This window comes from Brevibacterium pityocampae (genome assembly GCF_039541555.1).
GTDB lineage: Bacteria > Actinomycetota > Actinomycetes > Actinomycetales > Brevibacteriaceae > Brevibacterium > Brevibacterium pityocampae.
On sequence record NZ_BAABGL010000006.1, the window covers coordinates 10,714 to 26,816 of the forward strand.

At 71.6% G+C, this 16,103-nt stretch carries 15 protein-coding genes and 1 pseudogene; 2 read left to right on the forward strand and 14 right to left on the reverse strand.

The genetic code is table 11. The features are described from left to right. Window positions 1-26 precede the first annotated feature (26 nt). The 6 genes from ABD883_RS06085 to ABD883_RS06110 form a co-directional block, all read right to left on the reverse strand. The gene (locus tag ABD883_RS06085) at window positions 27-1,577 is read right to left on the reverse strand and encodes a protein adenylyltransferase SelO (RefSeq protein WP_295688653.1); all 1,551 of its coding nucleotides are present in this window, start codon (window positions 1,575-1,577) and stop codon (window positions 27-29) included. Then, window positions 1,574-2,500, reverse strand: a complete 927-nt coding sequence (locus ABD883_RS06090; RefSeq protein WP_247618695.1) for an ABC transporter substrate-binding protein — start codon at window positions 2,498-2,500, stop codon at window positions 1,574-1,576. The genes ABD883_RS06085 and ABD883_RS06090 overlap by 4 nt, the downstream gene beginning before the upstream one ends. Further along, window positions 2,497-3,180, reverse strand: a complete 684-nt coding sequence (locus tag ABD883_RS06095; protein WP_295688651.1) for an ABC transporter permease — start codon at window positions 3,178-3,180, stop codon at window positions 2,497-2,499. Before ABD883_RS06095 ends, ABD883_RS06090 begins: the two co-directional genes overlap by 4 nt. Further along, window positions 3,177-3,860 carry an ABC transporter permease gene (locus tag ABD883_RS06100; protein ID WP_295688649.1) on the reverse strand — a complete coding sequence of 228 codons (684 nt, stop codon included), beginning with the start codon at window positions 3,858-3,860 and terminating at the stop codon, window positions 3,177-3,179. The genes ABD883_RS06095 and ABD883_RS06100 overlap by 4 nt, the downstream gene beginning before the upstream one ends. Window positions 3,861-3,879: 19 nt before the next feature. Then, window positions 3,880-4,689: an ABC transporter ATP-binding protein gene (locus ABD883_RS06105; protein WP_295688647.1), complete on the reverse strand. Its 810-nt coding sequence runs from the start codon at window positions 4,687-4,689 to the stop codon at window positions 3,880-3,882. Between the two features lie 137 nt (window positions 4,690-4,826). Next, window positions 4,827-5,288, reverse strand: a complete 462-nt coding sequence (locus ABD883_RS06110) for a hypothetical protein (RefSeq protein ID WP_295688645.1) — start codon at window positions 5,286-5,288, stop codon at window positions 4,827-4,829. A 98-nt stretch (window positions 5,289-5,386) separates the two neighbouring features. Between ABD883_RS06110 and ABD883_RS06115 the strand changes: the two genes are divergently transcribed. Next, on the forward strand, window positions 5,387-6,562 hold the full coding sequence (locus ABD883_RS06115) for an oxygenase MpaB family protein (protein ID WP_295688643.1): 1,176 nt from the start codon (window positions 5,387-5,389) through the stop codon (window positions 6,560-6,562). Window positions 6,563-6,620: 58 nt separating this feature from the next. On the opposite strand, the gene ABD883_RS06120 is transcribed toward ABD883_RS06115, so the two are convergent. The 8 genes from ABD883_RS06120 to ABD883_RS06155 all read right to left on the reverse strand — a co-directional run bounded on the left by ABD883_RS06120 (window position 6,621) and on the right by ABD883_RS06155 (window position 14,933). Continuing rightward, window positions 6,621-7,112, reverse strand: a complete 492-nt coding sequence (locus ABD883_RS06120) for a CoA-binding protein (protein WP_295690746.1) — start codon at window positions 7,110-7,112, stop codon at window positions 6,621-6,623. After that, window positions 7,109-8,431 (reverse strand): O-acetylhomoserine aminocarboxypropyltransferase/cysteine synthase family protein, encoded by a 1,323-nt coding sequence (locus ABD883_RS06125; protein ID WP_295690743.1) that lies wholly within the window; start codon window positions 8,429-8,431, stop codon window positions 7,109-7,111. Before ABD883_RS06125 ends, ABD883_RS06120 begins: the two co-directional genes overlap by 4 nt. A gap of 47 nt (window positions 8,432-8,478) precedes the next feature. Then, window positions 8,479-10,563, reverse strand: coding sequence for an acetate--CoA ligase (gene acs, locus ABD883_RS06130; protein WP_295690739.1), 2,085 nt, complete (start codon window positions 10,561-10,563; stop codon window positions 8,479-8,481). After that, complete coding sequence (locus ABD883_RS06135; protein ID WP_295690736.1) at window positions 10,560-11,411, reverse strand: ABC transporter permease; 852 nt, start codon at window positions 11,409-11,411, stop codon at window positions 10,560-10,562. The genes acs and ABD883_RS06135 overlap by 4 nt, the downstream gene beginning before the upstream one ends. Further along, entirely contained in the window at window positions 11,411-12,454 is a 1,044-nt protein-coding gene (locus ABD883_RS06140) for an aliphatic sulfonate ABC transporter substrate-binding protein (protein WP_295690733.1), read from the reverse strand. Before ABD883_RS06140 ends, ABD883_RS06135 begins: the two co-directional genes overlap by 1 nt. Window positions 12,455-12,552: 98 nt before the next feature. Next, window positions 12,553-13,389: an ABC transporter ATP-binding protein gene (locus ABD883_RS06145; RefSeq protein WP_345030729.1), complete on the reverse strand. Its 837-nt coding sequence runs from the start codon at window positions 13,387-13,389 to the stop codon at window positions 12,553-12,555. A 182-nt stretch (window positions 13,390-13,571) separates the two neighbouring features. Continuing rightward, window positions 13,572-14,498 carry a DUF817 domain-containing protein gene (locus ABD883_RS06150; RefSeq protein ID WP_247618690.1) on the reverse strand — a complete coding sequence of 309 codons (927 nt, stop codon included), beginning with the start codon at window positions 14,496-14,498 and terminating at the stop codon, window positions 13,572-13,574. 3 nt (window positions 14,499-14,501) lie between these two features. Beyond that, complete coding sequence (locus ABD883_RS06155) at window positions 14,502-14,933, reverse strand: Lrp/AsnC family transcriptional regulator (protein WP_137319498.1); 432 nt, start codon at window positions 14,931-14,933, stop codon at window positions 14,502-14,504. 292 nt (window positions 14,934-15,225) lie between these two features. Between ABD883_RS06155 and ABD883_RS06160 the strand changes: the two are divergent. After that, window positions 15,226-16,076 (forward strand): annotated as a pseudogene (locus ABD883_RS06160) (ornithine cyclodeaminase); the annotation flags it as partial. Between the last annotated feature and the right edge of the window lie 27 nt (window positions 16,077-16,103).

The window sequence follows — 16,103 nt, forward strand, 5'->3', positions numbered from 1 at the left end:
GTTCGGGCATGCGCCGCCCACAGTCCTCACGTCCCGCAGAAGGTCCGGTAGGGTCCGAAGTCCTCGGGTGCCGGCAGCGCGTACCGCTCGAGCCCTGGGCGCTCGGTGTGCGGATCCGTCACCGCCTCGAGCAGCCGGGTGAACGGTTCCATGTCCCCGGCCTCCCCGGCGGCGAGCGCCTCCTCGACGAGGTGGTTGCGAGGGATGTAGACCGGGTTGACCCGCCGCATGAGCGCGGCATCCGGATCCAGCCCTCGCCAGGTCTCGAGCCAGTCGGCGAACTCGGGGACGTCGGCGAGCATCTCGGCGACGACGCTCGCGTCTGCACTGCCCTGCCCGGCACGACCCGCGTCATCACCGCGCGCCCCGGCACCGCCGCCGGCACTTCCCGGACCAGTCTTGCCTGCGTCCGCCAGACCCCGGAAGAATCCCGTGTAGTCGACCCGGTGGTCCCGGAGCATGAGGAGGATCGCGTTGATCGCCTCGCCCGCGGTCTCCTCGGACACCGCGTCCCGGAGCCCGAGCTTCTGCCGCATGCCGGCCGTCCACGCCGCGCTGTAGCGGGCGCGGAACCCGCCGAGCACCTCCTGGGCGGCCGCGATCCCGGCCTCCTGGTCCTCACCGAGCAGGGGGAGGAGCGCCTCGGCGAACCGGGCGAGGTTCCATTCGGCGATGAGCGGCTGGTTCGCATACGCGTAGCGCCCGCCGGTGTCGATCGAGCTGTACACGGTCGTCGGGTCGAAGGCGTCCATGAACGCGCACGGACCGTAGTCGATCGTCTCCCCGGAGATCGTCATGTTGTCGGTGTTCATCACCCCGTGGATGAATCCCACGAGCATCCACCGCGCCACGAGCTCCGCCTGCGCCGCGACGACGGCCTCGAACAGGCCGAGGTAGGGGTCGGCGGCCGCGCGTGCCTCCGGGTGGAGCCGGTCGATCGCGTGATCGGCGAGCCGGCGCAGCAGCGCGTCGTCGCCGGACAGCCGGGCGAACTGGAAGCTGCCCACCCGCACATGACTGCGCGCGACCCGGGCGAGCACCGCACCGGGCAGCGCCCGCTCGCGGCGCACCCAGCCGCCCGTCGCGACCACCGCGAGCGCCCGCGTGGTGGGGATCCCCAGTCCGTGCATCGCCTCGCTCACGAGGTGCTCCCGCAGCATCGGCCCGACCGCGGCGAGCCCGTCCCCGCCGCGAGCGAAAGGCGTGCGCCCCGACCCCTTGAGATGGATGTCGAGCAGTTCTCCGCCGGGTCCCGCCGCCTCGCCGAGCAGCAGGGCCCGCCCGTCGCCGAGGCGCGGGTTGAGCGTCCCGAACTGGTGCCCGGTGTAGGCCTGGGCCACCGGCTGCGTCCCGGCCGGCGGCGCGGTTCCCGTGAGCAGACCGAGTCCGGCACTCGAGCCGCCTCCGTCCGGGCCGCGCAGCGCCTCCGGGTCGAGGCCGAGCTGCGCGGCCAGCGGATCGTTGAGGACGAGGAGTCGGGGCTCGGGCGGCTTCGCGGCCTGCCACGGCACCGCGAGCTCCGGCAGCTCGTCGGCGAAGCGGTGGGAGAGCGTGATGCCTGCGTCCGCGCCGGTCACAGCAATCCCTCCTCCGTCAGCCAGTCCCCGGCGATCGTCGACGAGGGCAGCTCGTCGGTGACGCTGCGTGCGTTGAGATCCCGGAGCACCTCGGTGGTGAGCGCCGCGCTGACCTCGTCGACGACGGCTGCTGCGTCCTCGGACACGTTCTCGCCGGCGATCGGCACGACCTGCGAGGTGAGGAACAGTCCCTCCGGGTCCTCGAGGACGACGAGGTCGTTCTCGGTGATCGACGGGTCGGCGGTGTAGACGATCGCGAGCTGGATGTCGCCGTCCTCGAGCGCCTTGACGGTGAGCGGACCGCCGCTGTCCTCGATCGGGGAGAAGCCGACGTCGATCCCGTAGGCCTCCTTGATGCCCTGCGGTCCGTTCGGCCGGTTCTCGGCCTCCGAGTTCGCGCCCAGCGTGAGGTCCTCGTCGACCTCGGCGAGGTCCGCGATCGTGGTGAGATCGTGCTGCTCGGCGAACTCGCGGGTGACGACGTAGGAGTCCTGGTCGGTCGCCGGTGCTTGGGCGAGGGCGCGCAGGCCGTCGGGCATGGCCTCCTGCAGGGCGCTGTAGACCTCCTCGCCCTGGCGCGCCGGGGTGTCGGACTCCCAGTACTGGAGGAGCGGGCCGGAGTACTCGGGGAACAGATCGATCTCCCCGGCCTCGATCTCCGGCAGGTACACCTCCCGCTGCCCGATCTGGTACTGCCGGTCCACGGACTCGCCGGCGGCCTCGAGGGCCTGGGCGTAGGCCTCGGCGATGATCTCGTTCGAGTAGTAGGCCTGCGAGCCGATGACGATCGTGTCGCCGCCTCCGCCGCCGGTGCCCCCGGAGCCCGTGGTGTCCTCGGCGAGCGGGTCGCCCCCGCACGCGGACAGGGTGAGCAGGCCGGCGGCGGTGAGCGCGGCGAGCAGGGTGAGCGGTGTGCGATTCATGAGGAGGTCCTCTCCGGTGCGGGATGGGCGATGCGGGTGCGGGCGAGGCGCTGGGCGGCGCCGAGCAGGAGTTCGAGGAGGAGGGCGATGACGGCGACGAGGAGCGCGCCGGCGAGCATCTGATCGTACTCGCGGGATTTGAGTCCGGAGAACAGGTAGCGCCCCAGCCCGTAGTCGGCGGTGTATGCGGCGAGCGTCGCCGTCGCGACGACCTGCAGGGTCGCCGCTCGCAGCCCGCCGAGCAGCACGGGCGAGGCGAGCGGCACCTCGACCCGGAGGATGACCTGGGCCGGGCTCAGGCCGATCGCGCGGGCCGAGTCGGGGATGACCGGGTCGATCGACTGCACCCCGGCGTAGGCGCCGGCGAGCAGCGAGGGCACGGCGAGGACGACGAGGGCGAGCAGCGGCGCCTCGAGCCCGATGCCGAGCGCGAGGCCGAACAGGGTGAGCAGGCCGAGCGTGGGGATCGCGCGGGCCGCCCCGGTGAGCGCCCCGACGATCCCGGCGCCGCAGCGGGTGTGCCCGATGACGATCCCGGCCGGCACCGCGAGGACTGCGGCGATGAGCACGGCGAGGAACGAGATCCACAGGTGCTCGACTATCCGCACGCCGACGGCGTTCGGGCCCGTCCAGTGCGCGGGATCGGCGAGCCAGGACACGGCTTCGAGGAAGAGATTCATCCGCGGCTCCCCGCTCCGGCGGCCCGACGGTGGGTGCCGCGGCCGGCCTTCGTGCGCGCCCACGGGGTGAGCGCCTGGCCGAGGAGCAGGAGGAGGCCGTCGAGCACGAGCGCGAGGACGACGGTGGCGAGCACCCCGGTGACGACCTCGGCCGTGATGCCGCGCTGGAAGCCGTCGGTGAGCAGGGAGCCGAGGCCGGGCACCCCGATGAGCGCACCGATCGTCACGAGGCTCACGGTGCTCACCGTGACCACCCGCACGCCGGAGAGGAGCACGGGCACCGCGAGGGGCAGGTCGACCCGCCAGAACACGCTCGAGCGCGAATGGCCGAGCGCGATCGCCGCATCGCGGGTGCGGGCGTCGACGGCGGCGAAGGCGTCCGCGGCGGTGCGGACGAGCAGCGCGACGCCGTAGACGGTGAGCGCGACGATCATGGTCGCCCGCGAGCGCAGGGGCAACCCGAGCACGGCGGGGATGATGATCAGCAGCGGCAGCGCGGGGATCGCGTACATGAGCGAGGCGGCTCCGAGCAGCGGGGACCCCAGGCGCGGGCGGGAGAACGCGAGGCGCCCGATCGGCACCGCGATGAGCACGCTGAGGAGGATCGCGGGGATGCTGAGCACCAGGTGGGCGCCGGTGAGATCGACGACCTGGGGCCAGTTGTTGGCCAGCCAGTTCATACCGGCTTCTCCGTCGCAGTCATTCGAGGACCCCCACCGGCCGCCCGGTGGCGTCGATCGCGATGGTGCGGCCGTCGACGACCTCGGTGCGCAGCTGCCGCTCGCCGCGGTCGGCGCCGATGAAGCCCCGGAGGAAGTCGTCGGCCGGGGCGGCGAGGATCTGGGCGGGGGTGCCCTGCTGGGCGATCCGACCGCCGTCGCGGAGCACGACGACCTCGTCGCCGAGCCGGAACGCCTCGTCGATGTCGTGAGTGACGAAGAGGATCGTCTTGCCGAGCTCGGACTGGAGGCGCAGCAGCTCGTCCTGGAGCTCGCGGCGCACGATCGGGTCGACGGCGCCGAACGGCTCGTCCATGAGGAGGATGTTCGGATCCGCGGCGAGCGCCCGGGCGACCCCGACGCGCTGCTGCTGGCCGCCGGAGAGCTGGCCGGGATAGCGGGTGCCGACCGCCGGGTCGAGGCCGACGCGGCGCAGCAGCTCGCCGGCCTCGGCGCGGGCCTGCTTCTTCCCCTGCCCCCGGAGGACGGGCACGGTGGCGACGTTGTCGAGCACGGTGCGGTGAGGGAGCAGGCCGCCGTGCTGGAGCACGTAGCCGATCGAGCGGCGCAGCTGAACCGGGTCGACGCTCTGCACGTCCGTGCCGTCGATGAGCACCCGGCCGCTCGTCGGCTCGACCATCCGGTTGACCATCCGCATGAGGGTGGTCTTGCCGGAGCCGGACGAACCGACGAGCACGACGGTGCGGTGCGAGGGGATGATGAGGGAGAAGTCCGTCACGGCCGCGGGCGCACCGGGATAGGTCTTGGAGACGGATTCGAACTCGATCATGGAGCCACCACCCGGGGGTCGTCGACTGGTGCGCCGGCGGGCCGGGGGCGGTGAACTCGCCCGCCCCGGTCATCCGGCTCGGTTGCGGCAAGTCTACGTGACGGAGCCGGGGAGAACAGAGGGGCCCGGTCGACCGCTCAGGCCTTGAGGCCGTCGACGAGGATGCGGTAGACGTCGGCGGCGGCAGTGTGCTCGTCGACCCCGTGGGCGATGAGCTCCATCCCGGCCCCGATCATGCCCTGCACCAGGGAGGCGCGCCGGTGGGCCTCCTCGATCCCGAGGTCCTCGATCTTCTGGCCCCAGCTCTCGATCGCGACGAGCGCGAGGAGCTTGACGGTGATCTTCGTGTCGTTGACCTCGTTGCCGATCGGGTGCCGGAGGCCGACGAGGAGCGCGCCGGTGATGAGCATCGTCCACGCGCCGTGCATGAGCGGGGCAACGATCCGGGCCCGCGCCTCCCGCATCGCGAGTGACTGCATGATCACCCCGCCGAGCAGTGCCGCGATGCCGATGAAGTGCACGACGAGGATGACGTTCTTGAGAATCTCCAGGCCTGCCAGCTTGCTGATACGGTGTCGGATCGATCGATTTCCCGACACCGTGTCGGACCGCTCGGGCGCGCAGTGTGATGCCCTGGCCTCCGAGCAAACGTTCGGCTAGGCTCAGCGCACCACTGCATGGTTCCGAAGGAGTACCCATGACGCGCACCGACTGGCCTGCCGGACGCGGCGACCGCGCCGCTTTCACCCGGACCCACGGGGAGGAGCGCGCCGCGCGCTTCCTCACCGCGTTCCACGAGGGGGACCCCGTCGGCGACGCCCTGTTCACGGCCGACGTCCCCCGGGCCGCGCTCATGCGGCAGCTCCGCAGCGCCTTGCGCGCCGGGGAGGCCGCACCTGGTGACGCGCCCCAGGTCGCGGCCTTCCTCGACGACATGCGCGCGGGGGTGAGCGATGCGGACTGGGAGCAGATCGAGCGCGGCCGGCGGGTGTACCTGTCGATCCCCGTCCTCACCCACTCCGTGGCGCTCGGCCCGGGATCGCTCGTCAACACGTACTCGAGCCCGGCGATCTCCACCGTGCTCGTGGGCACCGGTCGGCTGGTGGACGGGGCGCTGCGTCGGCTCATCGACACCCGCAACTGGAACTACCATCTCTATGCCGCCGGCGCGCTCGAGCCGGGCGGCGGCGGCTTCGAGCACACCGGGATGGTCCGGGCGATGCACGCCTACGCGCGCGCCCAGCATCTCGAGCGGCACCCGGACACGGGGGAGTGGGGCCTGCCGATCAATGCGATCGACATGCTCCGCACGTGGTTCGACTTCACCTACATCCCGTACCGCGGTCTGGCGGCCATGGGCTACGACCTCACGGAGGAGCAGATCCGCGACGTCTACGGGATGTGGCAGGTCGTCGGGCGGCTGCTCGGGATCCCCGCCGACCTCCTCGCCGGGCTCGACGACCACGAGTCCTCCGAGCCGATGGTGCAGGCGATCGCCGCCGTCGCCGGGAAGCCCGACGACGGCTCGCGGGCGCTCGTCGACGCGCTCGTCGGGGCGACTGCCGCGCAGCTCGCGCTCGTCCTCGGTCTCCCCGAGGGGCCGCTCGTGGAGCGGACGCAGGCGCAGATCCGGATCATCCACGGCGACGAGCTCGCCGACTGGCTCGCGATCCCGCGGACCTCGATGCAGGTCGCCGAGCTCCTCCAGGTGCCGGTGGTGAGGCAGCGGTACGACTTCCTCCGGCAGCTGCCCGCTGAGCTCGAGCGGGAGATCGCGACGAACGAGGCGATGCTCACCCATCTCCTCGCCGCGACCGAGGACGGGAAGTCGGCCTACGAGACGGCGCCCGCCGGGGAGGAGACCGCCGCCTGAGCAGACGCGCCGGCTCCCCTCGGACCCGTGGCCGAGGGGAGCCGGTGTCGCGTGCGGTTCAGGCGGTGACCTGGCGCTTCGAGGAGATCACCCCGGTGTTGAAGCCGGCGAGGTGGAGCCCGCCGTGGAAGCGGGCGTGCTCGATCTTCGTGCAGCGGTCCATGACGACCTGCAGGCCGCCGGCCTCCGCGATCGCAGCGGCTTCCTCGTTCCAGGAGCCGAGCTGGAGCCACAGGGTCTTCGCTCCGATCTCCACGGCCTCCCGCGCGACCCCGGGGAGGTCGTCGTGCCTGCGGAACGCGTCGACGATGTCGGGGACCTCCGGCAGGTCGGCGAGCGAGGGGTAGACGGGGTGCCCGAGGATCTCGTCGAGCACCGGGTTGATGAAGTACACCCGGTACGGCGAGGAGGACAGCAGATAGGTCGCCACGAAGTTCGAGGCGCGCGAGGGCTTGTCCGATGCCCCCACGATGGCGATCGACTCCGCGTCGCGGAGGATCCGCAGGCGTTCGGTGGCGCTGGGTCCCACCCAGGTGCGGGTCTCGATCATCGTGCGTCCTCTCGTTCCAGTCCGGTCGCGGCGGTGAGCGCCTGATCGAAGTCCCAGATGATGTCCTCGACGTCCTCGATGCCCACCGACAGTCGGATGAGATCCTCGTGGACGCCGCCGGAGACGAGCTGCTCGGCGGTGAGCTGCTGGTGCGTGGTCGACGCCGGGTGGAGCACGAGGGTGCGGGCGTCGCCGACGTTGGCCAGGTGGCTGGCGAGCTGCGTGGCCTCGATGAACCGGGCCCCGACCTCGCGCCCGCTGAGCTCCGCGGTCGCGGTGACGCCGAAGGAGAACACCGGGCTCGTGCCCTTGGGCAGGTACTTCTGTGCGCGGGCGTGGTGCGGGTGCGAGGGCAGACCGGCGTAGTTGACGTAGGACACGCGGGGGTCGGAGTCGAGCCATTCGGCGACGGCCCGCGCGTTCGCCAGGTGGGCGTCGAGGCGCTGGGGGAGGGTCTCCACGCCCTGGAGGAGCTGCCAGGCCGACTGCGCGGAGAGGCTCGGGCCGATGTCGCGCAGCTGCTCGGAGCGCAGCCGGGTGAGGAACCCGAACTCACCGAAGTTGTCCCACCACGACAGGCCGTTGTACGAGGGCACCGGCTCGGTCATCGCCGGGAAGCTGCCGTTGCCCCAGTCGAAGCGGCCGGACTCGACGACGACGCCGCCGAGCGTGGTGCCGTGGCCGCCGAGGAACTTCGTCGCCGAATGGATCACGATGTCCGCGCCGTGGTCGAACGGCCGGCACAGGTAGGGCGGGGTGAGCGTGGCGTCGACGACGAGCGGGATGCCGGCTTCGTGGGCGATCTCTGCGAGCGCCTCGAGGTCGCTGATCTCACCGGAGGGGTTGGCGACGAGCTCGCAGTAGAGCGCCTTGGTCTCCGGGCGGAGGGCGGCGCGGTAGTCGGCCGGGTCGGTGCCGGGGACGAACGTCGTGTCCACCCCGAAGCGGCGCAGCGTGACGTCGAGCTGGGTGACGGTGCCGCCGTAGAGCTGGGAGGAGGCCACGATGTGGTCGCCGGCCTGGGTGAGCGCGGCGAAGGTGATGAACTCCGCCGCCATGCCCGAGGCCGTGGCGACCGCTCCGATCCCGCCCTCGAGCGCGGCGATCCGCTCCTCGAACGAGGCGACCGTCGGGTTGCCGATCCGGGAGTAGATGTTGCCGTACTTCTGCAGCGCGAAGAGGTTCGCGGCGTCGGCGGCGTTCTGGAACACGAACGAGGTGGACTGGTAGATCGGCACCGCCCGGGAGCCGTGCATGGCGTCGGGGGTGCCCCCGGCGTGGAGCGCCAGGGTGCGGAAGCCGAACTGATGATCTGACATCGGGTGGGGGCCTCTTCCGGTTGGTCGGTGGTGATTGGGAGTCTGGTTCAGCGGGAGCCGGTCGTGCTCGGGTGTCCCACGATCCGAGCGATCCCGTCGATCGCCTCGGGGTTCTGGAGCGAGGTGGTGTCGCCCAGCGCCGTGCCCTCGAAGAGCTGGGTGAGGAGGCGGCGCATGATCTTCCCCGACCGGGTCTTGGGCACCTCGGGCACGGGGATGACCCGCGCCGGCTTGGCGACGGGGCCGATCTCCCGGGCCACGTGGGCGCGCAGCTCCGCCTCGACCTCGGCCGGCGGCCGCGTGCGTGCGGCTTCGCTGAGGACCACGTAGGCGATCGCGGCCTGCCCGGTGAGCGGATCCGCGATCGGCGCGGAGCCGGCCTCGACGACGTCGGGATGGGCGATGAGCGCGGATTCGAGCTCGATCGTCGAGAGCCGGTGGCCGGAGACGTTGATGACGTCGTCGACCCGCCCGAGCAGGGTGATGTCCCCGTCCGCATCGCGCCGGCCGCCGTCGCCGGAGAAGAACCAGCCGCGCTCGCCGAAAGCCCTCCAGTACGAGTCGAGGTAGCGCTGCGGGTCGCCCCACACGGTGCGCGCCATCGACGGCCCGATCCGGTCGACGACGACATACCCCTGCTCGCCGTCCGGGGTGTCCGCACCGGTCTCGTCGACCACCCGGGTCGACACGCCGGGCAGGGCGCGGGTCGCGCAGCCGGGCTTCGGGGCGCTCCCGGACCCGGGATCGAAGCACGGGTCGTGGGGGCGCGGGGACATGATCGTCGACCCGGTCTCCGACTGCCACCACGTGTCGATCACCGGCAGGATGCCGCCGCCGAGCTCGCCGCGCAGCCAGCGCCATGCCTCGGGGTTGATCGATTCCCCGACAGTGCCGAGCAGACGCAGCGATGACAGGTCCCAGGCGGCGGGCAGACCGTCGGGGAAGTTCCCCATGTGCGAGCGGACGAGGGTGGGGGCGGTGTAGTAGTTCGTCACGCCGTAGCGCTCGATGATCTCGAAGTGGCGGCCCGGGTGCGGGCTGGCCGGGGTGCCCTCGTAGATCACCTGGGTGACGCCGTTGAGAAGAGGGCCGTAGATCTCGTACGTGTGGGCGGTGACCCAGGCGAGGTCCGCAGTGCACCAGTGGACAGTGCTGTCCACCCGGGCGGGGTCGTTGACCGCGGCGAGCTCGTCGTCGACGAGGTCGAAGAGCAGCGCGTGGGTGTAGGCCGTCTGCACGAGGTACCCGCCGGTGGTGTGGACGAGCCCCTTGGGCTTCCCGGTGGTGCCGGAGGTGTAGATGATGAACAGCGGGTGCTCGGCGTCGAAGGCGCGCGGGGTGTGGGTGTCCGGCTGGGCGGCGAGCGACTCGTGCCACCACAGGTCGCGGCCGGCGGTCCACGGGATGTCGTCGCCGGTCCGGGAGACGACGAGCACGTGCTCGATCGCGTTGTCACCGGCGCATGCGGCGTCCGCGGCGGCCTTGACCGGCACGGCCGCGCCGCGCCGGAACTGTCCGTCGCTCGTGACGAGCACCTTCGCCCGGGTGTCCTCGATGCGGAAGCGCAGCGCCTCGGCGGAGAACCCGCCGAACACGAGCGAGTGGACCGCGCCGATCCGGGCGCAGGCGAGCGTGATGATGATCGTCTCCGGGATCACCGGCAGGTAGATCACCACGCGGTCACCGGGGACGACGCCGAGCGCTTCGAGAGCGTTCGCCGCGCGGGACACCTCCGTGAGGAGCCCCGCATAGGTGTAGGTGCGGCGGTCGCCGGGCTCGCCCTCGAAGTGGAGCGCCACCCGGTCCCCGTGCCCGGCGGCGACGTGCCGGTCGAGGCAGTTGACTGCCGCGTTGAGCGTGCCGCCGGCGAACCACTCGATGCGCGGCACGGTGTACTCGTGGTCGCCGGGTTCGGTGACGCCGGATTCCGGGGCGGGGGTGTCGACTCGACGCGGCTTCTCGAAGGTGTGGGCGGTGTGCCAGGGGGAATCCCAGTCGAGCCGGGTGGCCTGCTTCTCCCAGAATGCGATCCGTGCGGCATCGGACTCCTGCGCCGGGTTCGCATCGGCCCTGGCGACGGGGGAGAGCACGGGGGGTGCGGAGGCGGGAGCGAAGGTGGAGTCGGTCGTCATGGCGCCCACCGCACGATCGCTTTCTTCTCCAGCCACCCGAGGAGTGCGTCGGTGATCTTGCCGAACACCGCGAGGAGCACGATGGCGAGCAGCAGCCGGTCGGTCCGGCCGTTGTTCTGCGAGTCGGTGAGGAGGAAGCCGAGGCCCATCGAGGCGCCGAGCAGCTCCGCGGCGACGAGGAACAGCCACGACTGGGCGAGTGCGAGGCGCAGCCCGGAGAACACCGAGGGCACGACGGCCGGCAGCTGCACGGTGATGAGCAGGCGCAGACCGGAGTAGCCGAAGCTCCGTGCGGCCTCGACGAGGTGGGTGTCGACGTGGCGCAGGGCGGAGGCGACGGTGGTGTAGACGGGGAAGAACGCGCCGATCGCGATGAGCGTGACCTTGGAGTCCTCGCCGAGCCCGATCCACAGGAGGAGGAGCGGGACCCAGGCGAGGGAGGGCACGGCCCGGAACGCGCCGATGGTCGGGGCGATGAGGACGTCGGCGAACCGGGACAGACCGACGAGCGAGCCGAGCAGCAGGCCGAGCACGGCTCCGGCGAGGAAGCCGAGCACGACGCGCTGGACCGAGATCGCGATGTTGATCCACAGGTCGCCGCGCTGGATGAGCTCGACGGCTGCATCGAGCACGGCGAGCGGGGGCGGGAGCTGGACGAAGGTGAAGACCCCGGTGGAGCTCAGCAGCTGCCACAGCGCGAGGAGCGCCGCCGGCAGGAGCAGCCCGAGGCCCAGCCGGACGGACCCGGGTAGGTGGCGGGGGCCGGTGCCGCTGCCGGTCGCGGGGGAGCCGGTGACGGTCGCCTCGGAGCCGACGCGCGGGGTGCGGACGGGGACGTTCGCCGCCATCAGCCCGCCGCCTCGATCGCCTCGGCCACGCGGGAGGCATCGGCACCGGCGGCGAACCGGTCGTCGACGATCGTGTCGATCGCCTCGTCGACCTGCGCCTGGTCGGACACGTCGCCGGTCTCCACAAGGGTCGGTGCGATGCGCTCGAGCACCTCGATCTGGTCGGGGCCGGGCACGGGATCGATGTCGAGGTGGGTGCGCTCGATCGTGGTGGCGGCGACATCCTCCTCGATGCTCGCCTCCGCGGCGAGGATCCGCGTGGTCTCCTCGGTGTTGGCCAGCGCCCAGTCGCGGGCGTAGGCGTAGACGTCGACGACGGTCTGCGCGAGCTCGGGGGACTCCTCGAGGAACGACTCGTCGGCATTGAGGAAGCCGTAGGTGTTGAAGTCGATGTTCCGGTAGAAGAGCGTGTTCCCGGCGCCTTCGCTCGCGGCCATGATCGGGTCGAGCCCGGACCAGGCGTCGACCTGGCCGTTCTCCAGCGCGGTGCGGCCGTCGGCGTGCTGGATGTTCTGCACCTCGACGTCGTCGATGGTGAGCCCCTCGGTGGCGAGCGCTTGGACGAGGAAGAAATACGGGTCGGTGCCCTTGGTCGCGGCGACCGTCTTCCCCTCGAGGTCGGCGACGGAGCCGATTCCGGAGTCCGGGGTGGTGACGAGCGCCGACCACTCCGGCTGCGAGTAGAGGTCGATGACGTGGATCGGGGAGCCGTTCGCACGGGCGAGGAGCGCGGCGGAGCCCGCGGTGGAGCCGACGTCGACGGCCTGGGCGCGCAGCGATTCGTTGGCCTTGTTCGAGCCGGCGGAGAACACCCACTCGACCTCGACGCCGTCCTCGGCGAGCGCGGCTTCGAGCCAGCCCTTCTCCTTGATGACGAGCGAGAGCGGGTTGTAGGTCGCGTAGTCGACCGACAGGGAATCGGGTGCGCCGTCGGCGGCGTCGGCCGGGGCGGCGTCCTCACCGGCGAGGCAGCCGGACAGGGCGAGGGAGGACACGGTGAGGAGACCGGCGGCGGTGGCGAGTCGGCGGAGAGTGGAGGTCATGATGGCCTTTCGGATGGACGGGCGGCGCGGTGGGGCCCGGTGCGGGCGGCGCGGTGGTCGTGGTCGTGGTCGGTGCGGAGGGTGGAGCGACGGGGGCGTCAGCGGGCGCGGGTGTCCACGCCGAGGTGGGTGAGGAGCTCGGCGCGGAGGTGTGCGAGCTCCGAGGCGCCGCGGTCGCGCGGGCGTTCACCCGGGACCGGCACCAGGCTGGTGATCGTGGCGGGGCCGGCGGCAGCGGGCCCGGGACGGCCGAGGACGACGATCCGGTCGGAGAGCTGGAGCGCCTCGTCGACGTCGTGGGTGACGAGCAGCACGGTGGCGGGCCGGTCCGCGTGGATGTCGAGGAGGAGGTCCTGCATCCTGATCCGGGTCAGCGCGTCGAGCGCGCCGAACGGTTCGTCGAGGAGGAGCACACCGGGGTTGCGGGCGAGTGCCCGGGCGAGCGAGACGCGCTGGGCCATGCCGCCGGAGATCTGTTTGGGCCGCAGCTCGCCCTTGTCGCCGAGTCCGGTGAGCTCGAGGAGTTCGGTGACCTGGTCCCGGGCGTCGGCCTTCGGGGTGGCGCGCGGCAGGCCGAGCTCGATGTTGCGGCGGACAGTGCGCCAGGGGAGGAGGCGGGCCTCCTGGAAGGCGACGGCGGCCCGGGTGTCGATGCCGGTGACCTCGGTCCCGTCGATCGTCACGGAGCCGGCGGTCGCCGGTCCGAGGCCCGCGGCGGCACGGAGCAGCGTCGATTTGCCGCACCCGGAGGCACCGAGGATCGAGATGATCTCTCCCGGGTGTGCGGTGAAGGACACCTCGGTGAGCACCGTGTGGGCGTCCGGGCCGGTGCCGAAGGTCTTGCCGAAGCCCTCGAAGCGGACCTCGAAGGCGCGGTGGGCCTGGGGGCCGGGAGCGGGCGCGGCTGCGGCGGGGGCATGAGTCTGGACGGTCATGTCGTCAATTGAGCCGCACGCCCGCGTCACAGCCGCCGCTTGGCGTCACACGCCGTCAGACGGCGTCGTATTCGCGCGTCATATGACGACGTATGACGGACTGTGGCGCGGGTCGCGCGGCGGGAGGTGCGCGCTGTGCTACCCGGTGCGATCGCGGCCGGACGCGTCGTGCGGACCGTGCCTCAGTGCTGCTCTGCGGCACCGGTGGGTGCGGGCTCTCCCGGCGGCCGGGGGCGGTAGACGAGGGTGACGAGGACGACGGAGATGATCATGAGGAGGAACCAGCTCACCATCTTCGACAGCGACACCATCTCCCAGCCGCCCGCCTGGTGCGGGTAGATCCAGGCCCCGGCGGCCGTCCCGATGTTCTCCGCGATCCAGATGAAGAACGCCACCCCGAGGAACGGCAGGAGGATCGGCAGGCTGCGAGCCGGCCGCTCGCGATGGTTCCGGAACAGCATGATGCACCGCCCCCATACGAGGACGACGGCGACCAGCAGCACCCAGCGGGCATCGGGCAGAAAGTGGTGGGTGAAGAAGTTCGCGTAGATGGCCGCCCCGATCACGGCGGTGAGCCACAGCGGGGGATAGCGCACGAACCGCAGGTCGAAGAGCTTGAACACGCGCACCATGTAGGAGCCGACCGCGGCGTACATGAACCCGGTGTAGAGCGGCACCGCGCCGATCGCGAGCACGCCGGCTCCGCCGTACTCCCACGATCCGGCGGCCGTCTTGAACAGCTCCATCACCGTGCCGACGAGGTGGAACAGGACGATCACCCACAGCTCGCGGCCGCTCTCCAGCCGGAGGGCGACCATGAGCACCTGGATCGCCACCGCGATGAGGACGAGCGCGTCGTTGCGGCTGAGCGCCGCACCGTCGGGGTACCACAGGGCGGTGGCGACGAGGGCTGCGAGCATGAGCGCGCCGAACACGCACGCCCAGGCCTGCTTGAGGATGAAGACGAGGAACTCGACCCCGGCCCGGCGGGCGCCTCGGGCCCCGGACTCTGCGGACAGGTGCCGGTGGGCCCAGGCGTCGAGGGCGGCCTCGACCCGGGTGAGGTCGGCGCGCGGATGCTCGGGCCGCTCCCGGGACTCGTCCGTCATCGCTCAGCGCACGACCGAGCGGAGGAGGACGTGGGTGCGGCTGTTGACGATGCCCGGCACCCCGCGGATGCGGCGGAGCACCTCGTCGAAGTTCTGCAGGCCGGTGCACTCGAGCTCTGCGATGAGGTCCCAGCCGCCGTTCGTCGTGTGGAGCGCGCTGATCTCCGGCAGTCCGCGCAGCTCGTGGATGACGCGGTCGGTGGTCCTGCCCTCGACCTCGATGAGGCTCATCGCCTGGAGGCCGCCGCCCTCCGCATCCGTGTCGACCCGCACGGTGTAGCCGACGATGATGCCGGCGTCGGTCAGCCGCTTCATCCGGCTCGTCACGGTGGTGCGAGTGGTGTGGAGGTCCGCGGCGAGCGTCGACACCGGGGAGCGCCCATCCCGGCGCAGCGCCGCGATGAGGCGGCGGTCGAGGTCGTCCATGCGGTACATGGTCAGAGTGTAAACCTGCGGTGCGCACAATGATCGCCCGGTGCGCAGATTTCGGAGGGTCTGCTCATTGTTGCTGCCCTCGGCCCGAACCTAGACTCAGACGGTACTGCGAAAACGGAACGGATCCCTGCAGGGGCGCGCCCGTAAACTGCTCCACGGACCGCGGGGTCATCCACCCCGAGGTCGTGGACCATGAGGCCCCGGCCCCGGCCCCGGCCCGCACTCATCCCCATCCCACGCATCATCGTCTGAGCAGGAGGAACCCATGACGGCTTTCGTCGGCGTCGAGAACACGGCCCGCGGGGACACCTACTCCTTCAAGTACGTCAACGGCCACCCCTTCAACCCGGCCCCGCCTTCCAGACCGTCACCGCCTTCGGCGTGCTCGCCGACGTCCACAACGGCTACCCGGTGTTCCTCGGCGAGATGACCCTCGTCACCGCCCTGCGCACCGCCGCGACCTCCGCGATGGTCGCCCGCGCGCTCGCCCGCCCCGACTCCACCCGCATGGCGCTCATCGGCTGCGGCAGCCAGGCCGAGTTCCAGGCACTCGGCATGCGCGCCGCGCTCGGCATCTCCGAGCTCGCCGTGTTCGACACCGACCCGCAAGCGATGGCGAAGCTGCGCCGGAACCTCGAGCCCCTCGGATTCACCATCACCGAGGCCGCCTCCGCCTCCGAGGCGGTCGCCGGCGTCGACGTCGTCACCACGTGCATTGCCGACAAGGCCCACTGCGTGGTCCTCGAGGCCGCAGATGTGAAGCCCGGCGTGCACATCAATTCCGTGGGCGGGGACTGCCCCGGCAAGACCGAGCTCGACCTCGCGATCCTCGACCTGGGCGAGGTGTTCGTCGAGTTCCCCGAGCAGACCCGCATCGAGGGCAAGATCCAGCTCCGGGATCCGGACTTCCCCGTCACTGAGATGTGGCAGGTGCTCACCGGTCAGGCCGCAGGGCGCACCTCGCCGCAGCAGGTGACGATCTTCGACTCCGTGGGCTTCGCGATCGCGGACTTCTCCGCACTGCGCTACGTGCGCGACGCGACCGCCGGCACGGCCTACCAGGACGACATCGACCTCGTCGCCGAGCCCGAGGACCCGAAGGACCTGTTCGGTCTCATCGGCGCGCTCTCCCCGGTCGGCTGAGGCCGCTCGGCGGCGGCCCAGCTCCCT